Source organism: Lachnospira pectinoschiza (assembly GCF_900103815.1).
GTDB classification, from domain to species: Bacteria; Bacillota; Clostridia; order Lachnospirales; family Lachnospiraceae; genus Lachnospira; species Lachnospira pectinoschiza_B.
Genome location: NZ_FNHZ01000004.1, coordinates 175783 through 196614 on the forward strand (window position 1 = coordinate 175783; position 20832 = coordinate 196614).

At 36.7% G+C, this 20832-nt stretch carries 18 protein-coding genes; 4 read left to right on the forward strand and 14 right to left on the reverse strand.

The genetic code is table 11. The features are described from left to right. Window positions 1-30: 30 nt before the first annotated feature. On the reverse strand, window positions 31-1260 hold the full coding sequence (locus tag BLQ66_RS07875) for a S1C family serine protease (protein WP_074521685.1): 1230 nt from the start codon (window positions 1258-1260) through the stop codon (window positions 31-33). Window positions 1261-1412: 152 nt separating this feature from the next. Between BLQ66_RS07875 and BLQ66_RS07880 the strand changes: the two genes are divergently transcribed. From BLQ66_RS07880 to BLQ66_RS07890, 3 genes are read left to right on the forward strand one after another with little or no spacing between them, the layout of a single operon-like run. Next, window positions 1413-3785, forward strand: coding sequence for an endonuclease MutS2 (locus BLQ66_RS07880; protein ID WP_074521686.1), 2373 nt, complete (start codon window positions 1413-1415; stop codon window positions 3783-3785). Window positions 3786-3805: 20 nt separating this feature from the next. Then, window positions 3806-4507 carry a response regulator transcription factor gene (locus BLQ66_RS07885; protein ID WP_074521687.1) on the forward strand — a complete coding sequence of 234 codons (702 nt, stop codon included), beginning with the start codon at window positions 3806-3808 and terminating at the stop codon, window positions 4505-4507. A 23-nt stretch (window positions 4508-4530) separates the two neighbouring features. Then, on the forward strand, window positions 4531-5973 hold the full coding sequence (locus BLQ66_RS07890; protein ID WP_074521688.1) for a HAMP domain-containing sensor histidine kinase: 1443 nt from the start codon (window positions 4531-4533) through the stop codon (window positions 5971-5973). Window positions 5974-6036: 63 nt separating this feature from the next. On the opposite strand, the gene BLQ66_RS07895 is transcribed toward BLQ66_RS07890, so the two are convergent. The 12 genes from BLQ66_RS07895 to BLQ66_RS07950 form a co-directional block, all read right to left on the reverse strand. Then, window positions 6037-6738, reverse strand: coding sequence for a 3'-5' exonuclease (locus BLQ66_RS07895; RefSeq protein ID WP_074521689.1), 702 nt, complete (start codon window positions 6736-6738; stop codon window positions 6037-6039). Next, a complete protein-coding gene (gene nth, locus BLQ66_RS07900) occupies window positions 6732-7361 on the reverse strand; it encodes an endonuclease III (RefSeq protein WP_074521690.1) in 630 nt (209 codons plus the stop codon). Before nth ends, BLQ66_RS07895 begins: the two co-directional genes overlap by 7 nt. Beyond that, window positions 7361-8071, reverse strand: a complete 711-nt coding sequence (trmD, locus tag BLQ66_RS07905) for a tRNA (guanosine(37)-N1)-methyltransferase TrmD (protein WP_074521691.1) — start codon at window positions 8069-8071, stop codon at window positions 7361-7363. Before trmD ends, nth begins: the two co-directional genes overlap by 1 nt. A gap of 138 nt (window positions 8072-8209) precedes the next feature. Continuing rightward, on the reverse strand, window positions 8210-9082 hold the full coding sequence (locus tag BLQ66_RS07910) for a GDSL-type esterase/lipase family protein (protein WP_074521692.1): 873 nt from the start codon (window positions 9080-9082) through the stop codon (window positions 8210-8212). A gap of 129 nt (window positions 9083-9211) precedes the next feature. After that, a complete protein-coding gene (locus BLQ66_RS07915) occupies window positions 9212-11326 on the reverse strand; it encodes a glycoside hydrolase family 13 protein (RefSeq protein ID WP_074521693.1) in 2115 nt (704 codons plus the stop codon). A gap of 498 nt (window positions 11327-11824) precedes the next feature. After that, window positions 11825-13171 (reverse strand): magnesium transporter, encoded by a 1347-nt coding sequence (mgtE, locus tag BLQ66_RS07920; protein ID WP_242869337.1) that lies wholly within the window; start codon window positions 13169-13171, stop codon window positions 11825-11827. Between the two features lie 367 nt (window positions 13172-13538). Next, window positions 13539-15383, reverse strand: coding sequence for an ATP-dependent zinc metalloprotease FtsH (ftsH, locus tag BLQ66_RS07925; protein WP_074521694.1), 1845 nt, complete (start codon window positions 15381-15383; stop codon window positions 13539-13541). A gap of 69 nt (window positions 15384-15452) precedes the next feature. Next, a complete protein-coding gene (gene hpt / locus BLQ66_RS07930) occupies window positions 15453-15986 on the reverse strand; it encodes a hypoxanthine phosphoribosyltransferase (RefSeq protein ID WP_074521695.1) in 534 nt (177 codons plus the stop codon). Window positions 15987-16130: 144 nt separating this feature from the next. Next, complete coding sequence (gene tilS / locus BLQ66_RS07935) at window positions 16131-17708, reverse strand: tRNA lysidine(34) synthetase TilS (protein WP_083330312.1); 1578 nt, start codon at window positions 17706-17708, stop codon at window positions 16131-16133. Beyond that, window positions 17680-18006: a septum formation initiator family protein gene (locus tag BLQ66_RS07940; RefSeq protein ID WP_074521697.1), complete on the reverse strand. Its 327-nt coding sequence runs from the start codon at window positions 18004-18006 to the stop codon at window positions 17680-17682. Before BLQ66_RS07940 ends, tilS begins: the two co-directional genes overlap by 29 nt. A gap of 27 nt (window positions 18007-18033) precedes the next feature. After that, window positions 18034-18273, reverse strand: coding sequence for an RNA-binding S4 domain-containing protein (locus BLQ66_RS07945; RefSeq protein ID WP_027430955.1), 240 nt, complete (start codon window positions 18271-18273; stop codon window positions 18034-18036). Window positions 18274-18373: 100 nt separating this feature from the next. Continuing rightward, on the reverse strand, window positions 18374-18970 hold the full coding sequence (locus BLQ66_RS07950) for a cytidylate kinase-like family protein (RefSeq protein ID WP_027430956.1): 597 nt from the start codon (window positions 18968-18970) through the stop codon (window positions 18374-18376). A gap of 205 nt (window positions 18971-19175) precedes the next feature. On the opposite strand from BLQ66_RS07950, the gene BLQ66_RS07955 reads away from it, so the two are divergent. Then, window positions 19176-20417 (forward strand): NAD(P)-dependent oxidoreductase, encoded by a 1242-nt coding sequence (locus BLQ66_RS07955; RefSeq protein ID WP_074521698.1) that lies wholly within the window; start codon window positions 19176-19178, stop codon window positions 20415-20417. 68 nt (window positions 20418-20485) lie between these two features. Here the strand turns inward: BLQ66_RS07955 and BLQ66_RS12090 are convergent. After that, on the reverse strand, window positions 20486-20832 hold a 347-nt coding region (locus BLQ66_RS12090; RefSeq protein WP_207645141.1), incomplete at its 5' end, for a hypothetical protein.

The following is a 20832-nucleotide window of genomic DNA, read 5'->3' on the forward strand; positions in this document are numbered from 1 at the left end:
CCTTTAGTTATCCTTTCTAATTAAACCTGCCTACTTTCTTTTAACTGTAACGTCAAAGGTTATCATCTGTAGGCTATCTTTACCTTTTCTCTTAACGGTAATTTCCATTACATTACCGTCTGATTTCTGATATAGTTTCTCACTAAATTCTTGAATTGTCAAAAGACTTTTTCCATCCACTTCAACAATTACATCTCCTGCCTGTAAGCCCGCTAAATAAGCCGGTGAATCAATCTCTACAGAAGAAATGTAAACCCCCGTTGGAAGGGAATATTTCTCTGCCAATTCATCAGTAATATTCTGTCCTTCAATACCGCAGTACATTACCCCTTGATTGTTAATCATCTCTTCAATGATCCATTTTAAATCTGATAAACCAAGAGCCTTTACTGTAGCATCTTCACTTTCATAAGTTATGCCAACTAAGGCTCCACTTGAATTATATAAAAATCCATAATCGCCACTAGTCTTAGCAACATTAGTTTCAAGTATTTCAAAATTGTGGTCTACATCAATCTTTGTAGATAAACTTGTAATAGTACAATAATTAATTGTATCCACAGAACTATGCAATTTTCCAACAAATATCAACATATCTCCCTGATCTAGCACATATGAATTACCTAGTGTTGCTACTTTTAAGGAATTTCTTATATTCACAGAAATCGCAGAATCACTAAACTTATATAAACTTAAACCTAATTCTTCTAAAGTGTAAACTTGACTTAAAACCACCTGACTTGAATCGCTAAAATTAACTACCAACTCAACATCCTTATCATTCTTATCTCTTACACTTGCACTTGTTATAATCAAATATTCCGAATTAACATGCCCCACAATAACCCCTGGCATCTGATTAGCGCTGTTATCGCCAAGTTCAGATTCAAGGTCATTATACTTATAATCAATTGTTACCACACTTGACTTACAAGCATCCACCATAGATTTAAGATTATTTAGAGCGCTATCATAGTCATCCCCAATATCAGGAATATCATCTTCACTGTACTGATCATCAAAATAATCTTCATAGTCATCCTTCTCAATATAGATGACTTCAGTATTCTTCTCTATAATCTTAGCCTTAATCTTTGGCCAAAACAATTTATATAATAATATTATTGCTGCAAGTATCCAGATAATGATTACTATAATTCTAACAATCCTAATTAATTTCTTATACTTCACTCTAGGATTTAAAACTACCTTTTCAGTATATAGCTCAAAATCTGAATTCTCCCCGTTGTCGCCTGTCATAAAAACCCTTTCTTTATAAATAAAACCCTTTTTACATTCTATATTATACACAATATTATGGTTTTTTACCTCAAAATAAGATAAAATTAATTTGGTGCACTATTTTTATTTGTACCTATTAGATATATTTTTTAGTTAGGAGTGACATTTTCTTGAATAAGAAAGCAATATATACATTAGAATTTAACAAGATACAAGAACAGTTAGTAGCTAAGGCTTCCTCTGAAGGAGCTAAGGCAATTCTTAGAAAATTAAAGATTGAAACTGATATTAATATTATAAATGAAAAGCTAGACGAAACTAATGACGCTCTTTCTAGAATTTTCCAGAAGGGCAGCCTTGATTTTAGCAAGGTTCGTGACATTAGAGACTCTCTTTTAAGACTTAAGATGGGAAGTTCACTTAACACTAGAGAACTTCTAAACATTAGTGATATACTTACATTATCTAAGCAGATCAAGGAATATTACGAATATAAAGAAGATAGTCTTCAACCAAGCATCGATGCCCTTGAAGAGGCCACAAGCCTTAACAATCAGATTAAGCGCTGCATTATTTCAGAAGATGAAATTGCAGATGAGGCATCCGCTACACTTAGTGACATTAGACGAAACAAAAGACTTAGCTCCGATAAGATTCACACAGAGCTTAACCGTCTTTTAAATTCCTCAAGCGTAAGGAATTGTCTACAGGATTTTGTTATTACATCAAGAAACGGAAGATACTGTCTTCCTGTTAAGGCTGAATATAAGTCTCAGGTTCCAGGTATGGTCCATGACCAGTCCTCTACAGGTTCTACACTCTTTATTGAACCAGCTTCAGTTGTTAAATTAAATAACGACATTAAAGAATTAGAACTAAAGGAACAAGCAGAGATTGAAGTCATTTTAGCTAAGCTTAGTGCAAGTGCCAATGAATATCAGGACGTACTTTTAAGCGACTATGAACTTCTTACAAACCTTGATGTTGCCTTTGCTAAGGGAAATTTATCAAAGCAGATGAAGGCCGCAAGACCAACTATGAATAACAACGGAATTATTAACATTAAGAAGGGTCGTCACCCACTTATTGAACAACACGTTGTAGTTCCTATTGATATTTACCTTGGCCGCGATTTTAAGCTACTTATTATCACAGGTCCAAACACTGGTGGTAAGACAGTTTCCCTAAAGACAGTGGGCTTACTTACCCTCATGGCTCAAGCAGGCCTTAACATTCCTGCCCTCGAGCATTCTGATATTGCTGTCTTTGAAAATGTTTTCGCAGACATTGGTGACGAACAAAGTATTGAGCAGTCTCTCTCTACTTTCTCATCTCATATGACAAATCAGGTTAAGATTTTACGCCATGCCAACGAAAAAAGCCTTGTGCTTTTTGATGAAATTGGCGCCGGTACTGACCCAACTGAAGGTGCAGCCCTTGCAACATCTATTCTTAACCATTTGAAGAATAAAAATGTAACAACTATGGCAACTACTCACTATTCAGAGCTTAAGATGTATGCCCTTACTACTGAAGGAGTTGAGAATGCCAGCTGTGAATTTGATGTAGAAACTCTAAGTCCAACTTATAAGCTACTTATTGGTGTACCAGGAAAGAGTAATGCCTTTGCTATTTCTAAGAAGCTTGGCCTACCTGAATACATTTTAAAGGATGCCAGCAAGCGTCTAGAAGAAGATGACATTAAGTTTGAGGACTTAGTTACAGACCTTGAGAATACTAGAGCAAAGCTAGAACGCGAGAAGGAAGAAATCACCGCTTACAAGGCTGAGATTGAAAGTCTTAAGGAAAAGCTTGAATCTAAGAATGAAAGAATCGATCAGAGTAAGGATAAGATTTTACGTCGTGCCAACGAACAGGCTGCTGCCATCCTACAGGAGGCTAAGGACTACGCAGATGAGACAATTAAGGTTATGAATAAAACCGGCATGTCTGTTAAGGAACTTGAAAAGCGCCGTAGCGACGTTAGAACTAAGATTAATAAGCGTAATGAAAAGCTTAAGGTTGAACCTGCTAAGCTTACAAAGCACACATCTTCTAACATTGAAGATTTCAAGAAGGGCATGTATGTTCGCGTTCTTACAATGAATGTAATCGGTAGAATTACTGATATTTACCCAACAAAGAAACAAGTAAATGTCCTTATTGGTAGCTTATCTACTAAGATGCCAATTAAGAATTTAGAGATACTTGAAAACTACAAGGACCCAGAGGAGTCTAAGGCAAATGCATCTAAAACTTCTACTGGTTCTAGCAAGATAAAGATGGGCAAGGCCGCTCATGTAAAGACTGAAATTAACTTACTTGGATATACTGTTGACGAGGCCATTTCAGTTCTTGATAAATACCTAGATGATGCATATATTGCAAAGATTCCACAGGTAAGAATTGTACATGGTAAGGGTACTGGAGCCCTAAGAAATGGTATTACCGCCTATTTACGTGGCGTCCCATATATTGCAAGCTTTAGACTTGGAAATATCGGGGAGGGCGACGCAGGCGTTACAATCGTAGATTTTAAATAATAAAAAAGGGGAAAAACAAAATGGCAACAAAACAAAAAGTAATGATAGTAGATGATGATGAGAATATTGCCGAATTAATCTCACTTTATCTAACAAAGGAATGCTATGAGACACTTATAGTTTATGACGGAGAAAGCGCTCTTTCCCAGTTTCAGACTTTCAAGCCAAATCTAATTATCCTTGATTTAATGCTTCCAGGCATGGATGGCTATCAGGTTTGTCAGGAAATTAGAAAGCATAGCAACACACCAATCATTATGTTATCTGCAAAAGGGGAAACCTTCGATAAGGTCTTAGGACTTGAACTTGGCGCTGATGACTACATGATTAAACCATTTGAAACTAAGGAATTAGTGGCAAGAGTTAAGGCAGTGCTTCGTCGCTACCACCTTCCACAGCTTTCCCTAGCAGAAAACTCTAATTCAAAATGTGTTGAATACCCAGACCTTACAATTAACCTAGACAACTACTCTGTAAGCTATGCGGGCAGCAATATCGATATGCCACCTAAGGAAATTGAATTACTTTATTTCCTTGCAGCCGCACCAAATCAGGTATTTACAAGAGAACAGCTACTAGATAATATCTGGGGTTATGAATATGCAGGAGATACACGTACAGTTGATGTACACGTTAAAAGAATTCGTGAAAAGATAAAGGACAATGACCACTGGGCCCTTGAGACCGTTTGGGGTATTGGATACAAATTTGTTGTAAAATAAGACATTAACGGGAGAATACTAATATGCGCTATAAAATGCTTTATAAACATATTTTGATATATGTGCTAATTACTGCCTGTAGCCTAATTTTAGTTAATACTGTATGTTATAAAACTCACTACAACAGGGAGTACCATTACTATGCAGAGAATATGTATTCAATGGCAACCCAGATATCTAGTGAATATGCTCTAGATTATTTTAGTGAATCACATTTACGTGAAATTGAGCTAGAATTAGCGACTATTTCTAAGCTTGACGGCACTCGTATCATTTTCATAGAACCAAATGGAACTGTGGTACTTGATACAGAATATGATAATAGCAACAGCAGCGATTCAAATGTGCTCTACACCGTAGAGGGCTTTGATTATAGCAAGTTAAAGGGAAGACACACGGAATATAGCGATTTTTATGGAACTTTTGACAGTCCCGCAATCACAGTATATGCGCCAATAACCTACACCTATGAAGTTAAGGGTTACGTAGTTATTAGCATGCCAGAATCCGTGGTGCAAGAAAGAGTTGATGCCACCTTTAACATAAACTACATCACCCTAACAATCGTGCTTGTGCTAACCCTAGCCTTTTTGATTGTCTACTTTATTCAGGTGCACAAACCTCTTAAGAAGATTATCAAGGCAACGGAAGAATATGGTAAAGGTAATTTTGACTACAAGATTAATATTAAAAATACCGACGAAATCGGTAGGTTAAGCTCTTCCCTTGAATATATGGCAAATCAAGTTGGAGATATGGATATGTTCCAGCAAAAGTTCCTATCCAATATTTCCCATGATTTTAGATCGCCTCTTACCTCAATTAAGGGCTATCTTGAAGCCATTGAAGATGGAACAGTTCCACCAGAAATGATTAAGAAATATATTCGAATAATTCTATTTGAAACAGATAGACTTACTAAATTAACTAGTAACATTTTAACTCTTAACGAGCTTGACCCTAAGAGTGTGCGCCTCGAGATTACAACCTTTGATTTAAATTCCATCATAAGACACACCGTTGAGACTTTTGAAGGAAAATGTAAACAAAGACACATAAACTTCTCAATAATTTACGCAAGCTCTAAGGAATTAGTTAAGGGAGATAAATCAAAGATTGGTCAGGTTATTTATAACTTAATTGATAATGCTATTAAATTTAGCCCAGACCACTCAACCATTGCAATTACCGTTAAGGAACGAGGCGAAAAAGCCTTTGTTTCTGTAAAGGATCACGGTTGTGGAATTCCAAAGGAAAATCTTGATAAGATTTTTGATAGATTCTACAAATCAGATGCCTCAAGAGGTAGAGATAAGAAGGGTTCAGGCCTTGGCCTTTCAATTACCAAGGAAGTTATTGCAGCCCACGATGAAAACATCGATGTAATCAGTACAGTAGGTGTCGGTACAGAATTTACCTTCACCATTGAACTAGCAAAGAAGTCCAATAGCTCCTTTCTAGATTAAAAAATATGCGAGCAAAGAGATTATCTCCTTGCTCGCTTTTTATATGTCCTTTTTCTTCAAAGGCTATCTACCGTAATTTGATAAAATCCCATCAATAGCCTTTGAAGCCTCACTCTTTGTAAATTCTTCTATAGACTTTTCAAGAGTCAAATTATGCTGTGCACAAAGGGATGAAAGGAATCTAATCTGGGCAGCCGTAATAGGCGATGTCTTCTTTATTGAATAAAAGACCTCCTCTGCTCCATTTATTAATTCCTCATCACTAGTTAATGCCGCCAACTTTTCATAAAGTCTAAAGGCACTAATGGCATCATCATAGGCTCTATGAGAATGTCCTGGATCTATGTTAAAGTAAGCACATAAATCCACTAATTTTCTTGAGGGAAGCTCTGGCAATAACTTTCTTGCGATTTTAAGCGTATCAATAACCTTATTAGGTATATTTTTATTATTAGCCTTAGCTGCCACCTTTAAAAAGCTATAATCAAAGGCAACATTGTGACCTAAAATCACATCGTCCCCTATAAATTCCACCGCATCTCCAATTATCTCTTCAATGCTTGGCTTACCAATTAAATCGAGAGGTGTAATTGAAGTAATATCTATAATTCTCTGGCTAAGCTCTGTGTCAGGATTCACTAGCTGATTAAAAGTCGCAACAACTTTCCCCTCCACAATTCTTGCCATGCCAATTTCAATAATCTCGTCGTTACTAGGATCAACCCCAGTAGTTTCAAGGTCTAGGGCAACAAATCTATTTAACATACTTTCTCCTTACAAATATCCTTTAGAAAACACTTATCGCAAAGGGGCTTTCTTGCCACACAAATCTCCCTACCAAAAGTAATAATCTGGATATTATACAAAATCCAATGATCCTTTGGCAAAACCTTCATAAGCTCAAACTCAATCTTTTCAGGGTCCGTTTCCTTAGTAAAGCCAAGTCTATTAGAAATTCTCTTTACATGAGTATCCACCACAATACTTGGATCATTGAAAATGTTACCCCTTATGACATTGGCTGTCTTTCTTCCAACTCCCGCAAGACTAGTTAAGTCCTCTAGCTTGCTTGGCACCTCGCCATTATATTTCTCCAACAAAATCTTAGCTGTGGCAATAATGTTCTTTGCCTTATTGTGATAAAATCCAACGGAATGGATATCCTTTTCAAGCTCTTTTAAGTCAGCCTTTGCAAAATCAGAAACTGTCTTATATTTCTTAAAAAGCTCCTTAGTAACTAAATTGACACGCTCGTCTGTACACTGAGCCGACATCATAGTAGCCACTAGTAACTCCCAAGGGCTGTTGTAATTTAAACTAACCCTAAAATCCCTTCCATAATGCTCATCTAAAAGAGCTAAAATCTCCTTGGTCCTTTTAGTCGCCATTAATTTTTCCTTTCTTCTGGATGATCTTTTAAGTAGGCCTCATAAAGATCTGGTCTAAAGCGCTTTGTCCTCTCTAAAGACTTCTCATGTCTCCATTCATCGATTTTGGCATGATGTCCTGAAAGTAATACCTCCGGCACCTTTTTGCCTCTAAATTCCACAGGACGTGTGTACTGAGGGTATTCTAATAAGCCATCAGAAAAGCTCTCAGTTTCAGCGGAAACATCGTTATTAAGGACCCCCGGCACAAGTCTTGAAATAGAATCAATAACTACCATAGCCGCAAGCTCACCACCTGTAAGCACATAGTCTCCAATAGAGATATAGTCTGTAACTATCTCCTCTAGAGCTCTCTCATCAATGCCCTCGTAGTGTCCACAAAGAATAACTAATTCCTCTTCCTGTGCTAATTCCTTGGCCTTTGCCTGTGAAAATGTTTCTCCCTGGGGAGTCATATAAACCACCCTTGGCTTTGTTCCCTTAGTGACAATATTTTCATAACACTCCACAACAGGACCCGGCTGCATTACCATTCCGGCTCCACCACCATAAGGATAGTCATCCACCTTAAGGTGCTTGTCGTGAGTATAGTCTCTTATATCCACCGCATTAACTGAGAGGATACCTTTATCTATTGCTCTGCCTGTAATACTAGTATTAAGAGCATCCATAATCATCTGGGGAAATAATGTTAAAACATGAAATTTCATAAATTCCTCCGTATCAAAACTTAGTTAGAGCTTAGTCCAACTGATTAAAAATGCTAAAGTCCTCGCACACCAAGAACTTTAGCATCAATTTCTAAATATTATCAAGTCTTTATGGGAGCTTAACTCCCCATTAGTCTATTACTGTAAACACTCTGCAATCTTATTAAGTAAGAATGGATAGTAGTCAGGCTTAAGTTCATAACCTGCATTAGTCATATCTGATGATAAGTGACCTGTTGAATCCTTAAATGCATCTGCAACATTAACGAATGTATATCCGTTAGAGCTTGCACCCTCGCTTAATAAATTGTTGTATGTATCAATATCTGTCTGATTAGCATTATGACCATCATCATAAGTCTGGCTAATTGGTGTTACTGAAAGAACAACAATGCTTGCATTAGGTAATTTCTCTTTAAGTGATGATACTAACTTAAGCATATACTGATATGCATCATTAGATGATCTTGTACCATAGTTGAAATCATTAAGACCAACCATTATATAAACAACCTCAGGATTGATTGCTGCAACTGAATCAACATATCCTGCTGCCTTATCTGTTGTCATGTTAGCGTCTGCTACTACATTAGTTGATGAAGCATAACCATAGTAACTAATACCACTTACTACTGAATCACCAAGGAATGCTGCATTATCATAAAAAGAGCTTGATGTATAAGTCTCACTTGCTGCTGTTGCAGATACTGAATAGCTATTGCCTGTTGCAGCGGCTGTAGTTGTCTCTGTTTCTGTCTCTGTCTGAGTCTCTGTCTGAGCTTCTGTTTCAGCTACTACTGCTGTAGTTGATTCAGCTACTGCTGTAGTCTCTTTATTGTTTGTAGATTTAACTGACTTTTTAGTTAATACACTAGCAAATACAATTGCAAGTACAACAACTAGAATCGCCAAACCCCCACCTATAATATACTTCTTAAACTTGTTCCAAGTTCTCATCTTACGGTTAATCTTAATCTTAGCTTTACCCCCGTTGTTATTATCCGTAGCCATTATAAAAAATCCTCGCACTTCTTCTTATTTCGGTTAGGTTAAGTTAATAATATCTTAGGGCCTAACGATGACATTTGCCTAAAAAACAAATGGTAGTGAATTAGATTTTGTCCAATTCACTACCCTATTTTACCACCTTAAGCGTCTTAATACAACTGCTGATGTCTTTCTAAGTCCAATATCTAGCCATCCGTTCTTTAAATGATATCCTAGCTTATCGGTACTATATCCATTTTCAAAAGTAACCATTATCTGTTCCACGTCATCATCATATGAGAAGCCAGCCTCTACTAAGGATATTCTAATTCTTCTTTCATCCTCGCTGTTATTAATAATAACCACTGCTGAATCTTCCCTTGTAAACCTTGCATAGGATAAAATGTTATGCTCAGAGTAAAGTGGCTTATAAGAGCCTATTCTAAACACTTGATTTTCATTATGCATCTTAATAATATCCCTATGAAAAGCTATTAATTCCTTATCTTCACTTCCCCATGGATAAGTTCTTCTATTATCTGGATCTGTAAATCCACAAACTCCCGCTTCATCTCCATAGTAAATTGTTGGAGCTCCCGGCCAAGTAAACTGCATGACTACCGCTTCTTTAAATACGGACTTGTTTACATTTTCAGAAGCCTTCTCAGGACCAAGGCTAGCCGTTCTACCTACCATTCTATTAGTTCTTGTAAGGAATCTAGAGTGGTCGTGGTTTGAAAGCTCATTCATGGAAATCATGTAGCTTTGATGGCCCATTCTTGCCATGTTATGTCTCATTGCCCCAAAGAAATAATCAGGATTTCCCACAGAATCTGCCCTAAACTCATCACTGTGCTTTTCCATACCCGTTAAAAACCAAGTAATAGGCTCCATAAAGGCATCGTAGTTCATAATGGTATCCCACTGATCTCCCTGCAACCAGTCATAAGAATCGCCATAATTTTCAGCCAAAATAATGGCATTAGGATTAGCCTTCTTAACCACCTTTCTAAACTTTCGCCAAAACTCGTGGTTATAATCAGCGCTATGTCCTAAGTCTGCTGCAACGTCAAGTCGCCATCCATCAACATTGTAGGGTGGTGAAACCCATTTTTTTCCAATATTTAAAATGTATTCCTCTAGCTTCTTTGACTCTTCGTAATTTAGTGTTGGCAAAGTATCATGGCCCCACCAACCGTCGTAAGAATCATTATCTGGCCACTGATTACTATAAAACTTAAAGAAAGAATTATAAGGACTTTCTGCAACCTCGTAGGCCCCCGTTTCATATTTTGTATTAGAAGAGCTGTATAAATGCTCTCTATCTAGCCACTTATTAAAGGAACCGCAATGATTAAACACGCCATCAATAATGACCTTCATACCTCGCTTATGAACTTCCTTCATAAACTTTGCAAAAAACTCGTTACTAGCATCAAGGTTTTTCTTATTTGTAACTCTATCAATAAAACGTGTGGCATGGGTGTTATCTTGATCTTCCTTATCAAGTAACTCACCCTTGTCAGACACAATAACTCCAAAGTGTGGATCAATATGATCGTAATCCTGTATATCGTATTTGTGATTAGATGGCGATACAAATATAGGATTAAGATAAATAACCTCAATCCCTAAGGACTCTAAATAGTCGAGCTTATCAAGCACCCCTTGTAAATCGCCGCCATAAAACTCCCTAACGCCCATGGCTGCAGGATATTTTCCCCAGTCCTTTACAGAAGTAACATGCTCTCCTATATAGCTATATTCGTCATCTAATACATCATTAGATTCATCTCCATTGTAAAATCTATCCACGTAGATTTGGTACATAACTGCACCCTTCGCCCATGCAGGTGTTTTGAAACCTGGTGAAATTTGGAAATTATAATAAGGATTCAAATCTTTTGTTGCCCCGATTTGATTGTAATACCCGATTGCCTTACCAATTTCTACCTTAAAATAATAAAAGACCCTGTCATTTCCAACCTTTATCTTAGCCTCGTAATAATCAAATACAATGTCTGATTCTACTCTGTTCATGACATATTCCACATTATTAGCAACTAAGATTGCCCTATCAACATTAAACCTTCCTGTTCTTAGGCGAATAGCCACCTCGTCCCCAGGCATTGGCTCTTCTGGCCTTCTATAATCTTTAGTTCCATCAGAAAATAAGTACTTAGTGTGTAGTGTAGGCTTTACACCGCACATAAATACAGCTTTCTTCTCCCAATCTGCTAGGTTTTCAAATGTTCTCATTAACCTCATAGGACACTTCTCCCCTTAGCTATATCTTTAAAATAATTTTATATCGTATAGTTAATTTTTTCAAGTTAAATCTAGGAATAATATAATAAATATATCGGATTTCAATCATAAACGCTCATTTAGAATATTAGAATAAAAAGAAAAAAGACGTGCTATAGCACGTCTCCTTACGTTCCCATTTCCTCTGAATAAATAAATCTGGGGGGATCGATTTATTCACGAGAAGGTATTTCACTTATTATGGGGTGTAGCAAAAAATATATAATGTATTGGGGGTTTTTACAGTTATTATAATAGCAAATCAGCAATCGAAAGTGTTACCAAACATACCAAAAAAATTAAGAAATTTTTGGTAGTTATGCATAATTGTATCATGTATACAGAATACAATCCGTGATTTTTTGGCTATTTCAATCAAATTTGAATGACTATTTTTTAACAAACCATCAAAAAAGTAAGGCTAGGTATAAACCTAGCCAAACTTTACACAATTAATTTTTATATTCTTAATAAGAATGCTGCTGTATTTAAATAAATTAGTAAACTACCTGCATCTACAATAGTTGTAATAACTGGTGAAGCCATAACAGCTGGGTCAAGCTTTAACTTAGCTGCAATTAAAGGTAGGATTCCACCTACTGACTTAGCCATAACTACTGTACAAAATAGAGCGATACCAATTGTAATACCTACTAAATACTGACCTGGGTACATAATCCAGATTCTAGCCACATCAAATACTGCCAAGAGGAAACCACAAATAACCGCTACTCTAGCCTCTTTCCACCAAACTCTATACCAATCCTTTGGTCTAATCTCTCCCATAGCAAGAGAACGAATAATAAGAGTAGATGCTTGACCACCGGCATTTCCGCCTGTATCAGTTAGCATTGGAATAAAGGAAATAAGAATTGGCATTGCAGTAAAAGCCTCCTGCCAACTAGCAAGTATTCCGCCACTAATCATATCTGTAATCATAAGCACCATAAGCCAAACAATTCTATTCTTAGCTAGCTTAATTACTGGTGTCTTAAGATAAGGTGTCTCTGATGGCACCATGGCACCCATTCGCTCAATATCTTCAGTTGTCTCTTCTGTCATGACATCCATGGCATCATCGTAGGTAATAATACCTACTAATCTGTTCTCACTATCTACAACTGGCAAAGCAAGGAAGTCATACTTAGAAATTATCTTTGCAGCCTCTTCCTGATCTTCATCCGTTGTGACAGAGATTACATTTTTAGACATAATCTCAGAAATCTTCTTATCAAGTTCTGAAACCAAAAGGGTCTTAACAGTTACTACTCCCTCAAGAACTCTCTTGGCATCCATAACATAGCAAGTATAAATAGTCTCACTATCCTGACCATTTTCCCTAATATAGTCAATGGCCTCTCTTACAGTCATGTCCTCTTTTAAGCCAATAAACTCAGGGGTCATAACACTGGCTGCTGAGTCCTTTTTATACTGCATAAACTGATTGATAGTATTTCTCATGTTAGGATCTGCTGTCTTTAGCACACGCTCTACAACTGTAGCTGGCATCTCCTCTAACATATCTACCGCATCATCTACAGCTAAATCATTGATAATACTATAAAGTTCCTGGTCTGTCATGGTCACCACAAGGTGGTGCTTCATGTCTGTGTTAAATTCAGTGAATACATCTGCTGCCAAATCCTTTGGTAACATTCTAAAAACAATAGCTGCTTCTTCTGCTGGTGCCTCTTCAATAAAATTTGCTACATCCACTTCATTCATTTCTAGCAATTCTTTGCGCACATTAAGATACTCACGATTCTCTAATAGAGTCGTAAGTAGTACATTTTTCTCATTCATCATAAGTTCATATTAACGCCTGTGAACTAGTAGGAAAGCTTATGATTCTGCTCCTTATTAAATTAAAAGTATGAATAAACTCGATAGATTAATTCGATTCGACAGAATAACTTCTTAGAAAATATATATAAATGAGGAAGACTTCACACAAGAAATACATTTTCCAAAAAATAAATTCTGCAATGGAACAGAATCATCCATACTTCGTCCTGGAATATCGTTCATGCGTTTATCCTCCTTTCATAATAGACATAAATTTACATTACCCATAACAGTATAACGAAATTTTTAATTCTTGGCAAGTTTTGTAAAAAAAGGACCGGCCTCTTTACGAAACCGATCCTAATTAATCTTTATAAAAATGTATTTCTTACTCTGTTACTGTGCTATCCTCATCAAATAAAGCCTCGAATTCTTCTCTTGTAATCTTCTCTTTTTCAAGAAGGAGATTAGCTGACTTCTCTAAGATATCTCTGTTATCAGTGATAATCTTTCTAGCCTTGTCATAACAATCAGAGACGATTCTCTTAACTTCTTCATCGATAGTTGCTGCAATAGCTTCGCCGTAAGGTCTTGTATGAGCAAGGTCTCTACCAATGAATACTTCGTCATTGTCATTATCATAATTGATTGTACCAAGCTTTTCTGAGAAACCATACTTTGTAACCATTGCTCTTGCAGTCTGAGTTGCCTGCTTAATATCCTGTGATGCACCTGTTGTAATATCATCAAAGATAAGCTCTTCAGCTACTCTACCACCTAAGCTAACAATAATGTCTTGTAACATCTTTCCCTTAGTATTAAACATTTCATCCTTCTCAGGAAGAGGCATTGTATAACCTGCAGCTCCCTGACCTGTTGGAATAATTGAAACCGAATGAACAGGACCAACATCTGGTAATACATGGAAAAGAATTGCATGGCCTGACTCGTGATAGGCTGTAATCTTCTTTTCCTTTTCAGAAATGATCTTACTCTTCTTTTCAACACCAATGCCAACCTTAACAAAGGCATACTTTACATCTTCATCACTAATGTATCTTCTCTGATTCTTAGCGGCATTAATTGCTGCTTCATTAAGAAGATTTTCAAGGTCTGCACCAGTAAAGCCTGCTGTAGTTCTTGATAAACTATCTAAATCTACATCATCACCAAGTGGCTTCTTTTTAGCATGTACATTTAAAATCTCAAGTCTAGCTCTAACATCAGGTCTACCAACTACAACCTTTCTATCAAAACGACCAGGTCTTAAAATAGCTGGATCTAAGATATCTACTCTGTTCGTAGCAGCTACTACAATAATACCTTCGTTTACACCGAAACCATCCATCTCAACAAGTAACTGATTTAGAGTCTGCTCACGTTCATCGTGGCCACCACCCATACCAGTACCTCTACGTCTAGCAACGGCATCAATTTCATCAATAAATACTATACAAGGAGAATTCTTCTTAGCTTCCTCGAAAAGATCACGTACACGAGATGCACCAACACCTACGAACATTTCTACGAAATCTGAACCTGAAATACTAAAGAATGGAACCCCTGCCTCGCCTGCAACGGCCTTAGCAAGTAAAGTCTTACCTGTTCCCGGAGGGCCTGTCAAAATAACACCCTTTGGAATACGCGCTCCTAAGTTAGTATATTTTGTAGGATCCTTTAGAAAATCTACGATTTCCTCTAATTCTTCCTTCTCTTCCTGAAGACCAGCTACATCCTCGAATTTAATCTGATTATCTTCGTTATCAATTAGCTTAGCCCTACTCTTACCAAAGTTCATCATCTTAGAACCGCCACTGCCTGCGTTGGCCTGTCTTGTCATGAACATTAAGATAATAACAATTACCACAATGCTAAGTACAAATGGAAGAATCGTTGTTACCCACACACTAACTCTTGTTACATCTTTTAGAGTATATTCTATATCGTTATCCTCAAGAACCGACTCTACTTCTGTTACATCTGATACATTAAGTTTCTTAGTAGTATCATCATTAAGTGTAATAGTAATTACACCTGTTGGTACCTCTGAATTTTGCTTAATGTCTACGGAGGTTATATTCTCATTTTTGATGTCTTTTTTGAAATCGCTGTAAGTATAATCCGCTGACTGGTTACCTATTAGATAAACTGCGAACCAAATAATTGCAATAACAATAATGACAAATAAGTAAACACCCATTCCGCCAAACTTGTTGTCCTTCTTTGACTCCATCCCAAGCCTCCTTATATAGTTTTTCTTCCCCTAATAATCTATCTAGATTACTCTATATGTAATTAGGTATTAGTTCTCATCCATATGTAAAACGCCGATAAATGGAAGGTTTCTATACTTCTGATCGTAATCTAAACCGTATCCAACAACGAATTCATCTGGAATGTTGAAACCATTATATTTAACATTAACTTCAACTTCTCTTCTCTCTGGCTTATCAAGTAATGTACATACCTCTAAGCTAGCAGGCTTTCTCTCTTCTAAAAGAGGGATTAACTTTGATAAAGTGTTACCTGAATCAATAATATCTTCAATAATAATTACATCCTTGCCTTCAATGCTCTCATCAAGATCCTTCTTAATCTTAACTGTACCGCTTGATGATGTGCCACTGCCGTAGCTTGAAGCCTGAATAAAATCTATAATTACTGGAACATGGATTCTCTTAGCGAGTTCGCAAGTAAAGAAGATGCTTCCCTTAAGAATGCAAATAAGTGTAACCTCCTTACCTTCGTAATCCTCGTTAATCTTCTCGCCTAATTCGTTAATTCTCTTAGCTAATTCATCCTCAGAAATTAGTACGCTAATTGAATGGTTATCCATAATATTACCTCCAAAATTAAATCTTCCTAATCTTTATAATATAAGTTATTTATTATAAGATAAAATTTAATTATAGTGCCATAATCTTAGTCGTCAAGCCAACTTATTACAACTTTAAAGTAGTGAAGTCCTGTTCATTAAAAATTACAATAGAAATTCGACTATAAGAACCTTTTTTGTTGTGTCACTAACTAATGCAGATTCGGATCTTCTTACGCCAAATGCCCATAAACACTCATTATCCTGACAAACTAATAGACAAGATTTCCTAAAATCCCTATCAATCTTTCTATTAATAAACTCATTCTTTAACTTATGAGAATGTCCAAGTTCATCCACCACAAGAAAGTCTCCTGCTTCTCTATAGCGTATTACTATTGTTGATTTAATTTTATCATAATCAAAACATTTAGCATAGTCACTGTTATAGTCTTTTATTGAAATTTTATTATCAACTAGTCTTAATTTAAGGCCCCTTATCTTAATAATTTTTCCTTTGTAAAATGCATCAAAATCCCTTTCAATTAAAAGCTCATTTTCCATGTCCGTTTTTTTCAAAGCTTCCAAATCGATTTCTAGTTTTAATTTTTCCGGATTATCTTCTATATTTATATTCTGACTTTCTTCTATATTTATTGCATGTCTTTTTTCTACAAAAATGTATTCATAGCCTTTTCTTGCCACAAGACCATAGGGAAGGCTTACTTCCTTACCAGTTTCTAAGCTCACTAATTTATAAACGTCTTTTACATTTATCTCATATATGTCTTTTTTAGCAGCTGCTGCCAAAGATAAAACCCTATATATAAGCTCATTTGCAATAAATCTATCAAGACAAGCTAACTCTTTTAAACTTATCTTATAGACCTCGCCCTCTACTAAGACTGCTTTTGAAAATGAATCACTTGTGACATTTTCAATAAAATCCTCCATTAACTGCATACGGCTAGCCATGTTAGAGAGGTTCTCTACAAAATTACTATTTACATTTTTTTCAAAACTTGGGATTATAACATTTCTTATAGAATTCCTAGTGTAGTCGTTGTTAAAATTCGTCTCATCTACTACATAGGAAAGAGAATTCTCCCTTATATATTCCTCAATCTCAGACCTTTTAAGGCAAAGAAGCGGTCTAATAATTCTGTCCCTTACAGGCTTAATTCCCCTAAGGCCCTTAAGATTTGTGCCCCTTGCCATGTTCATAAGAATAGTCTCTGCCTGATCGTTTTGGTGATGGGCAACAGCGATTCTTGTAGGCTTATTGAAGTTTTCTAATTTACTAGCTATTTTAGCTGCTGTTTTAGTAGTTGTTTTAGTGGTCGCCCCAATCTTTTCATCTAGCTCTTTTGCAAGCTCTTCAAAGATTTCATAACGCTTTAATCTGCCTGCCTCTTCCACTGTAAGGCCTAATTCCTTTGCAATTCCAATGCAATCAATTCTTTTTACCACTAAATCGATTGTCTTATTTTCACAAAAATCTCTCACAAAGTTTTCGTCCCTTGTGGCATTTTCTCGAATCCCATGATTTACATGGACCGCCAGCAAATGAATGTCTAGATTGTTATCCTTAATAAAGCTATCTAGAATAGAAATTAAGCAAATAGAATCAGCGCCCCCTGATAGTCCCACTATCAAGTTGGCGCTCTCTAGCATATTATTCTCATTTATAAAATCATATACTCTCTTAACTCTATTATTCATCGGCCTTAAAAATAATTTCATCTGGACAGATTAATCCAAACTTATTCTTTGCAATCTCCTCTACAAATTTCTTTGATTGAATGTATTCTTGATAGTCCTCTAAGTCATTAGCTCTCTGAGTTTCTTCATCCACCTGTGATTGAACCTCATTGATTTGTGATTCAAGTTCTCTGTTCTTGGCATTTAAATTCATTTGATTATTTATAAGTAGTAAAGCAAACATTGCAAGAACCGCCACAGCTGCTCCAAGAGCTAATTTTGTAGACCAACGCTGGCGCTTTCTTCTTCTTTCCTTTTCTCTCCTTGATTCCCTAACCATAATTTCTCCTATTTTTTCAAACCCAATCTATAAATACTCAAACATTTCCTTAGCTTCTTCTTTCTTGACTACATCCTTTACGTCTGTAACCCTAGCTTTAACGTTCTTATTACCAAACTGGATGTCGATAATATCGCCTACCTTAACATCATAAGAAGCCTTGGCAACTTTTCCATTTATTGTAACTCGACCTGCATCGCAAGCGTCATTTGCTACTGTTCGTCTCTTTATTAATCTAGATACTTTTAAATACTTATCTAATCTCATTTTTTACCTCTTATTAAATATTTTTCTCTTTTAGTCTCCTACCATTATATAAATTTTAAGAAATTAAGTAAAGGGTAGAAGCTCCCTTAATTCTAAACTCTTAGAATTTTGATCTGCCATATCTTAGCATTAGATAATCTATAATGTAATCCACACTCTTATCTATACCTAGCTTTGAACTGTTTAGGCAGAGGTCATAACGCTTAGCATTTCCCCAGCTGTTGCGCAGCTGACTGTTGTGAAATCTCTTTCTATTGCTATCATGCCTGCTTATCTTTTCCTTAGCCGTCTCTAAGTCCACCTTATATTTTGACATAATTCTTTCAATTCTTGCATGCTTGTCACCTGTTATGAAAATGGTAATCACATTTTCACGGCCCTTTAGCACCTGATCTCCCAATCTGCCTACAATTACAAAACTAACCCCGCTGTCTGCCATCTCTGTAATATAGTCAAACTGCAATTCATTTACCACAGCCCCAACGCTATCCATAACAATATCCGACTCCCTAGTAAAAAGTTTCTTCCTTTTATACTTGTCGGCGGCGTTTTTGTCCACTTTTATGCTAGTTACCAGCTTGTCTAACATTTTCCTATCTAAAAATGAAATACCAAGCCTCCTTGATAACTTCTCCCCGATTTCATGACCGCCAGAACCATACTGTCTGCCAATGCATATAATAATTTGTTTATCCATTAAAAATCACCCCAAAATTTTAAATTTGGCATTTTTCACGTGTCATTATTCATAGTTACATTTTACATCTTTTCATAACAATTTGGAAGAAAAGATTGTTAATATTTTAATTTATTGTATTTCTCTTTTCTAATTTAATAAAAAATGATATGATTTTTAACATAAGAAAGACAAGCGCGAGAAAGCGCAGAAAGAGGGAGAAGTTATGGCATTACACGTAATGGATGAAGCTAACCGTTGCTTGCAGTGTAAAGTACCGCAGTGTCAGAAAGGTTGTCCAATTCACACAGACATCCCAACTGCCATTAGACTTTTAAAGGAGAACAAGTTAGACGAAGCTGGAAAAATGCTTTTCGAGAACAATCCTTTAACAACTGTATGTAGCTTGGTTTGTAATCATGAAAAACAATGTGAAGGACACTGCGTTCTAGGTAGAAAAGGTGCACCTGTACATTTCTCAACAATAGAAAATTACATTTCAACAACATACGCAAACAAAATGGTTGCCGGCCCAAAGCCATCAAATGGCATGAGAGTTGCAATCATTGGTTCAGGTCCTGCAGGTATTACAATTGCTATTATTTTAGCAAGATACGGTTATAAAGTTACTATTTTTGAAGGCAAAGATAAAATCGGTGGCGTACTACGTTACGGCATCCCAGAATTCAGACTTCCAAAGTCAGTAATCGATGACCTTGAATACCGTCACCTTGAATTAAAAGGCATTCAGGTAAGACCAAACACAAGAATCGGTGGAGCTATTGGCATCGACGATTTATTCCGCGATGGCTACAAGGCAATATTCATCGGAACAGGCGTATGGCAGCCAAACTCACTTCATATTAAAGGTGAGACCTTTGGAAATGTTCACTTTGGTATCAACTACCTAAACAACCCAGATAGCTATAAGCTAGGCAAGAAAGTAATCGTAATCGGTGCCGGAAATGCAGCTATGGACGTGGCAAGAACAGCCATCCGTAAAGGTGTACAAGACCTTACTTGTGTATCAATCACTAAGGAAGTTGCAGCTAGCCAGTATGAATTCTCATACGCACAGCTAGAAGGCGTAAAGTTCCTCTACAACTTAAAGCCAGTTGAAATCAAAGACGACGGCATCATTTTAAGAGAAGTAGAAGAAGCAGAAGATGGCACATTAACAGATATTGAAGGCACTGATAAGTTCTATGATGCAGACAGCATCATCGTATCCATCAGCCAAGGCCCACAGAATGCCATTGTTAATACAACAAAAGGCTTAAATGCAACAGCAAGAGGCTTACTCGATGCAGACGAAACAGGCCACACAAGTAGACCTGGAATCTTTGCATCCGGCGACGTTGTAAACGGCGCAAGAACAGTAGTAGAAGCCGTAGCACATTCAAAAGTCGTAGCAGAATCAATGCATCAGTATATGCAGTCATTAAGCAAAGAAGAAAAAGAAGCTTAAAATTAGATTTTACTAAGAATAAAAATACCGACTGTCAGAATTAGACGTTACTCTAAATAAGGATAACTCTAAAGATGAAGTCGGTATTTTTTATGTAAATTTATAGATTTGTAAATTAACAAATATGAAGATATGCCATCCATACTCTCCATGTCCATTTTATTCAAAAAACAAGCAGAAAAACAGCAAACAGCGTAGCGCCTTTGCGTCCGGGCCGCGATACACAGCCAAACAACGAAGTGCATTTGGCGTCCCTCCCACACCACTTCCGGAAATACTCCCCAGCCAAACAGCATCGCGCATTTGGCGTCCCTTTCCCCACGCACCTCCCGGAAATACTCCCCAGCCAAACAGCAAAGCGCATTTGGCGTCCGTCTTCCACTACTCCCGTCTCTCGCTCCCCAGCCAAACAGCA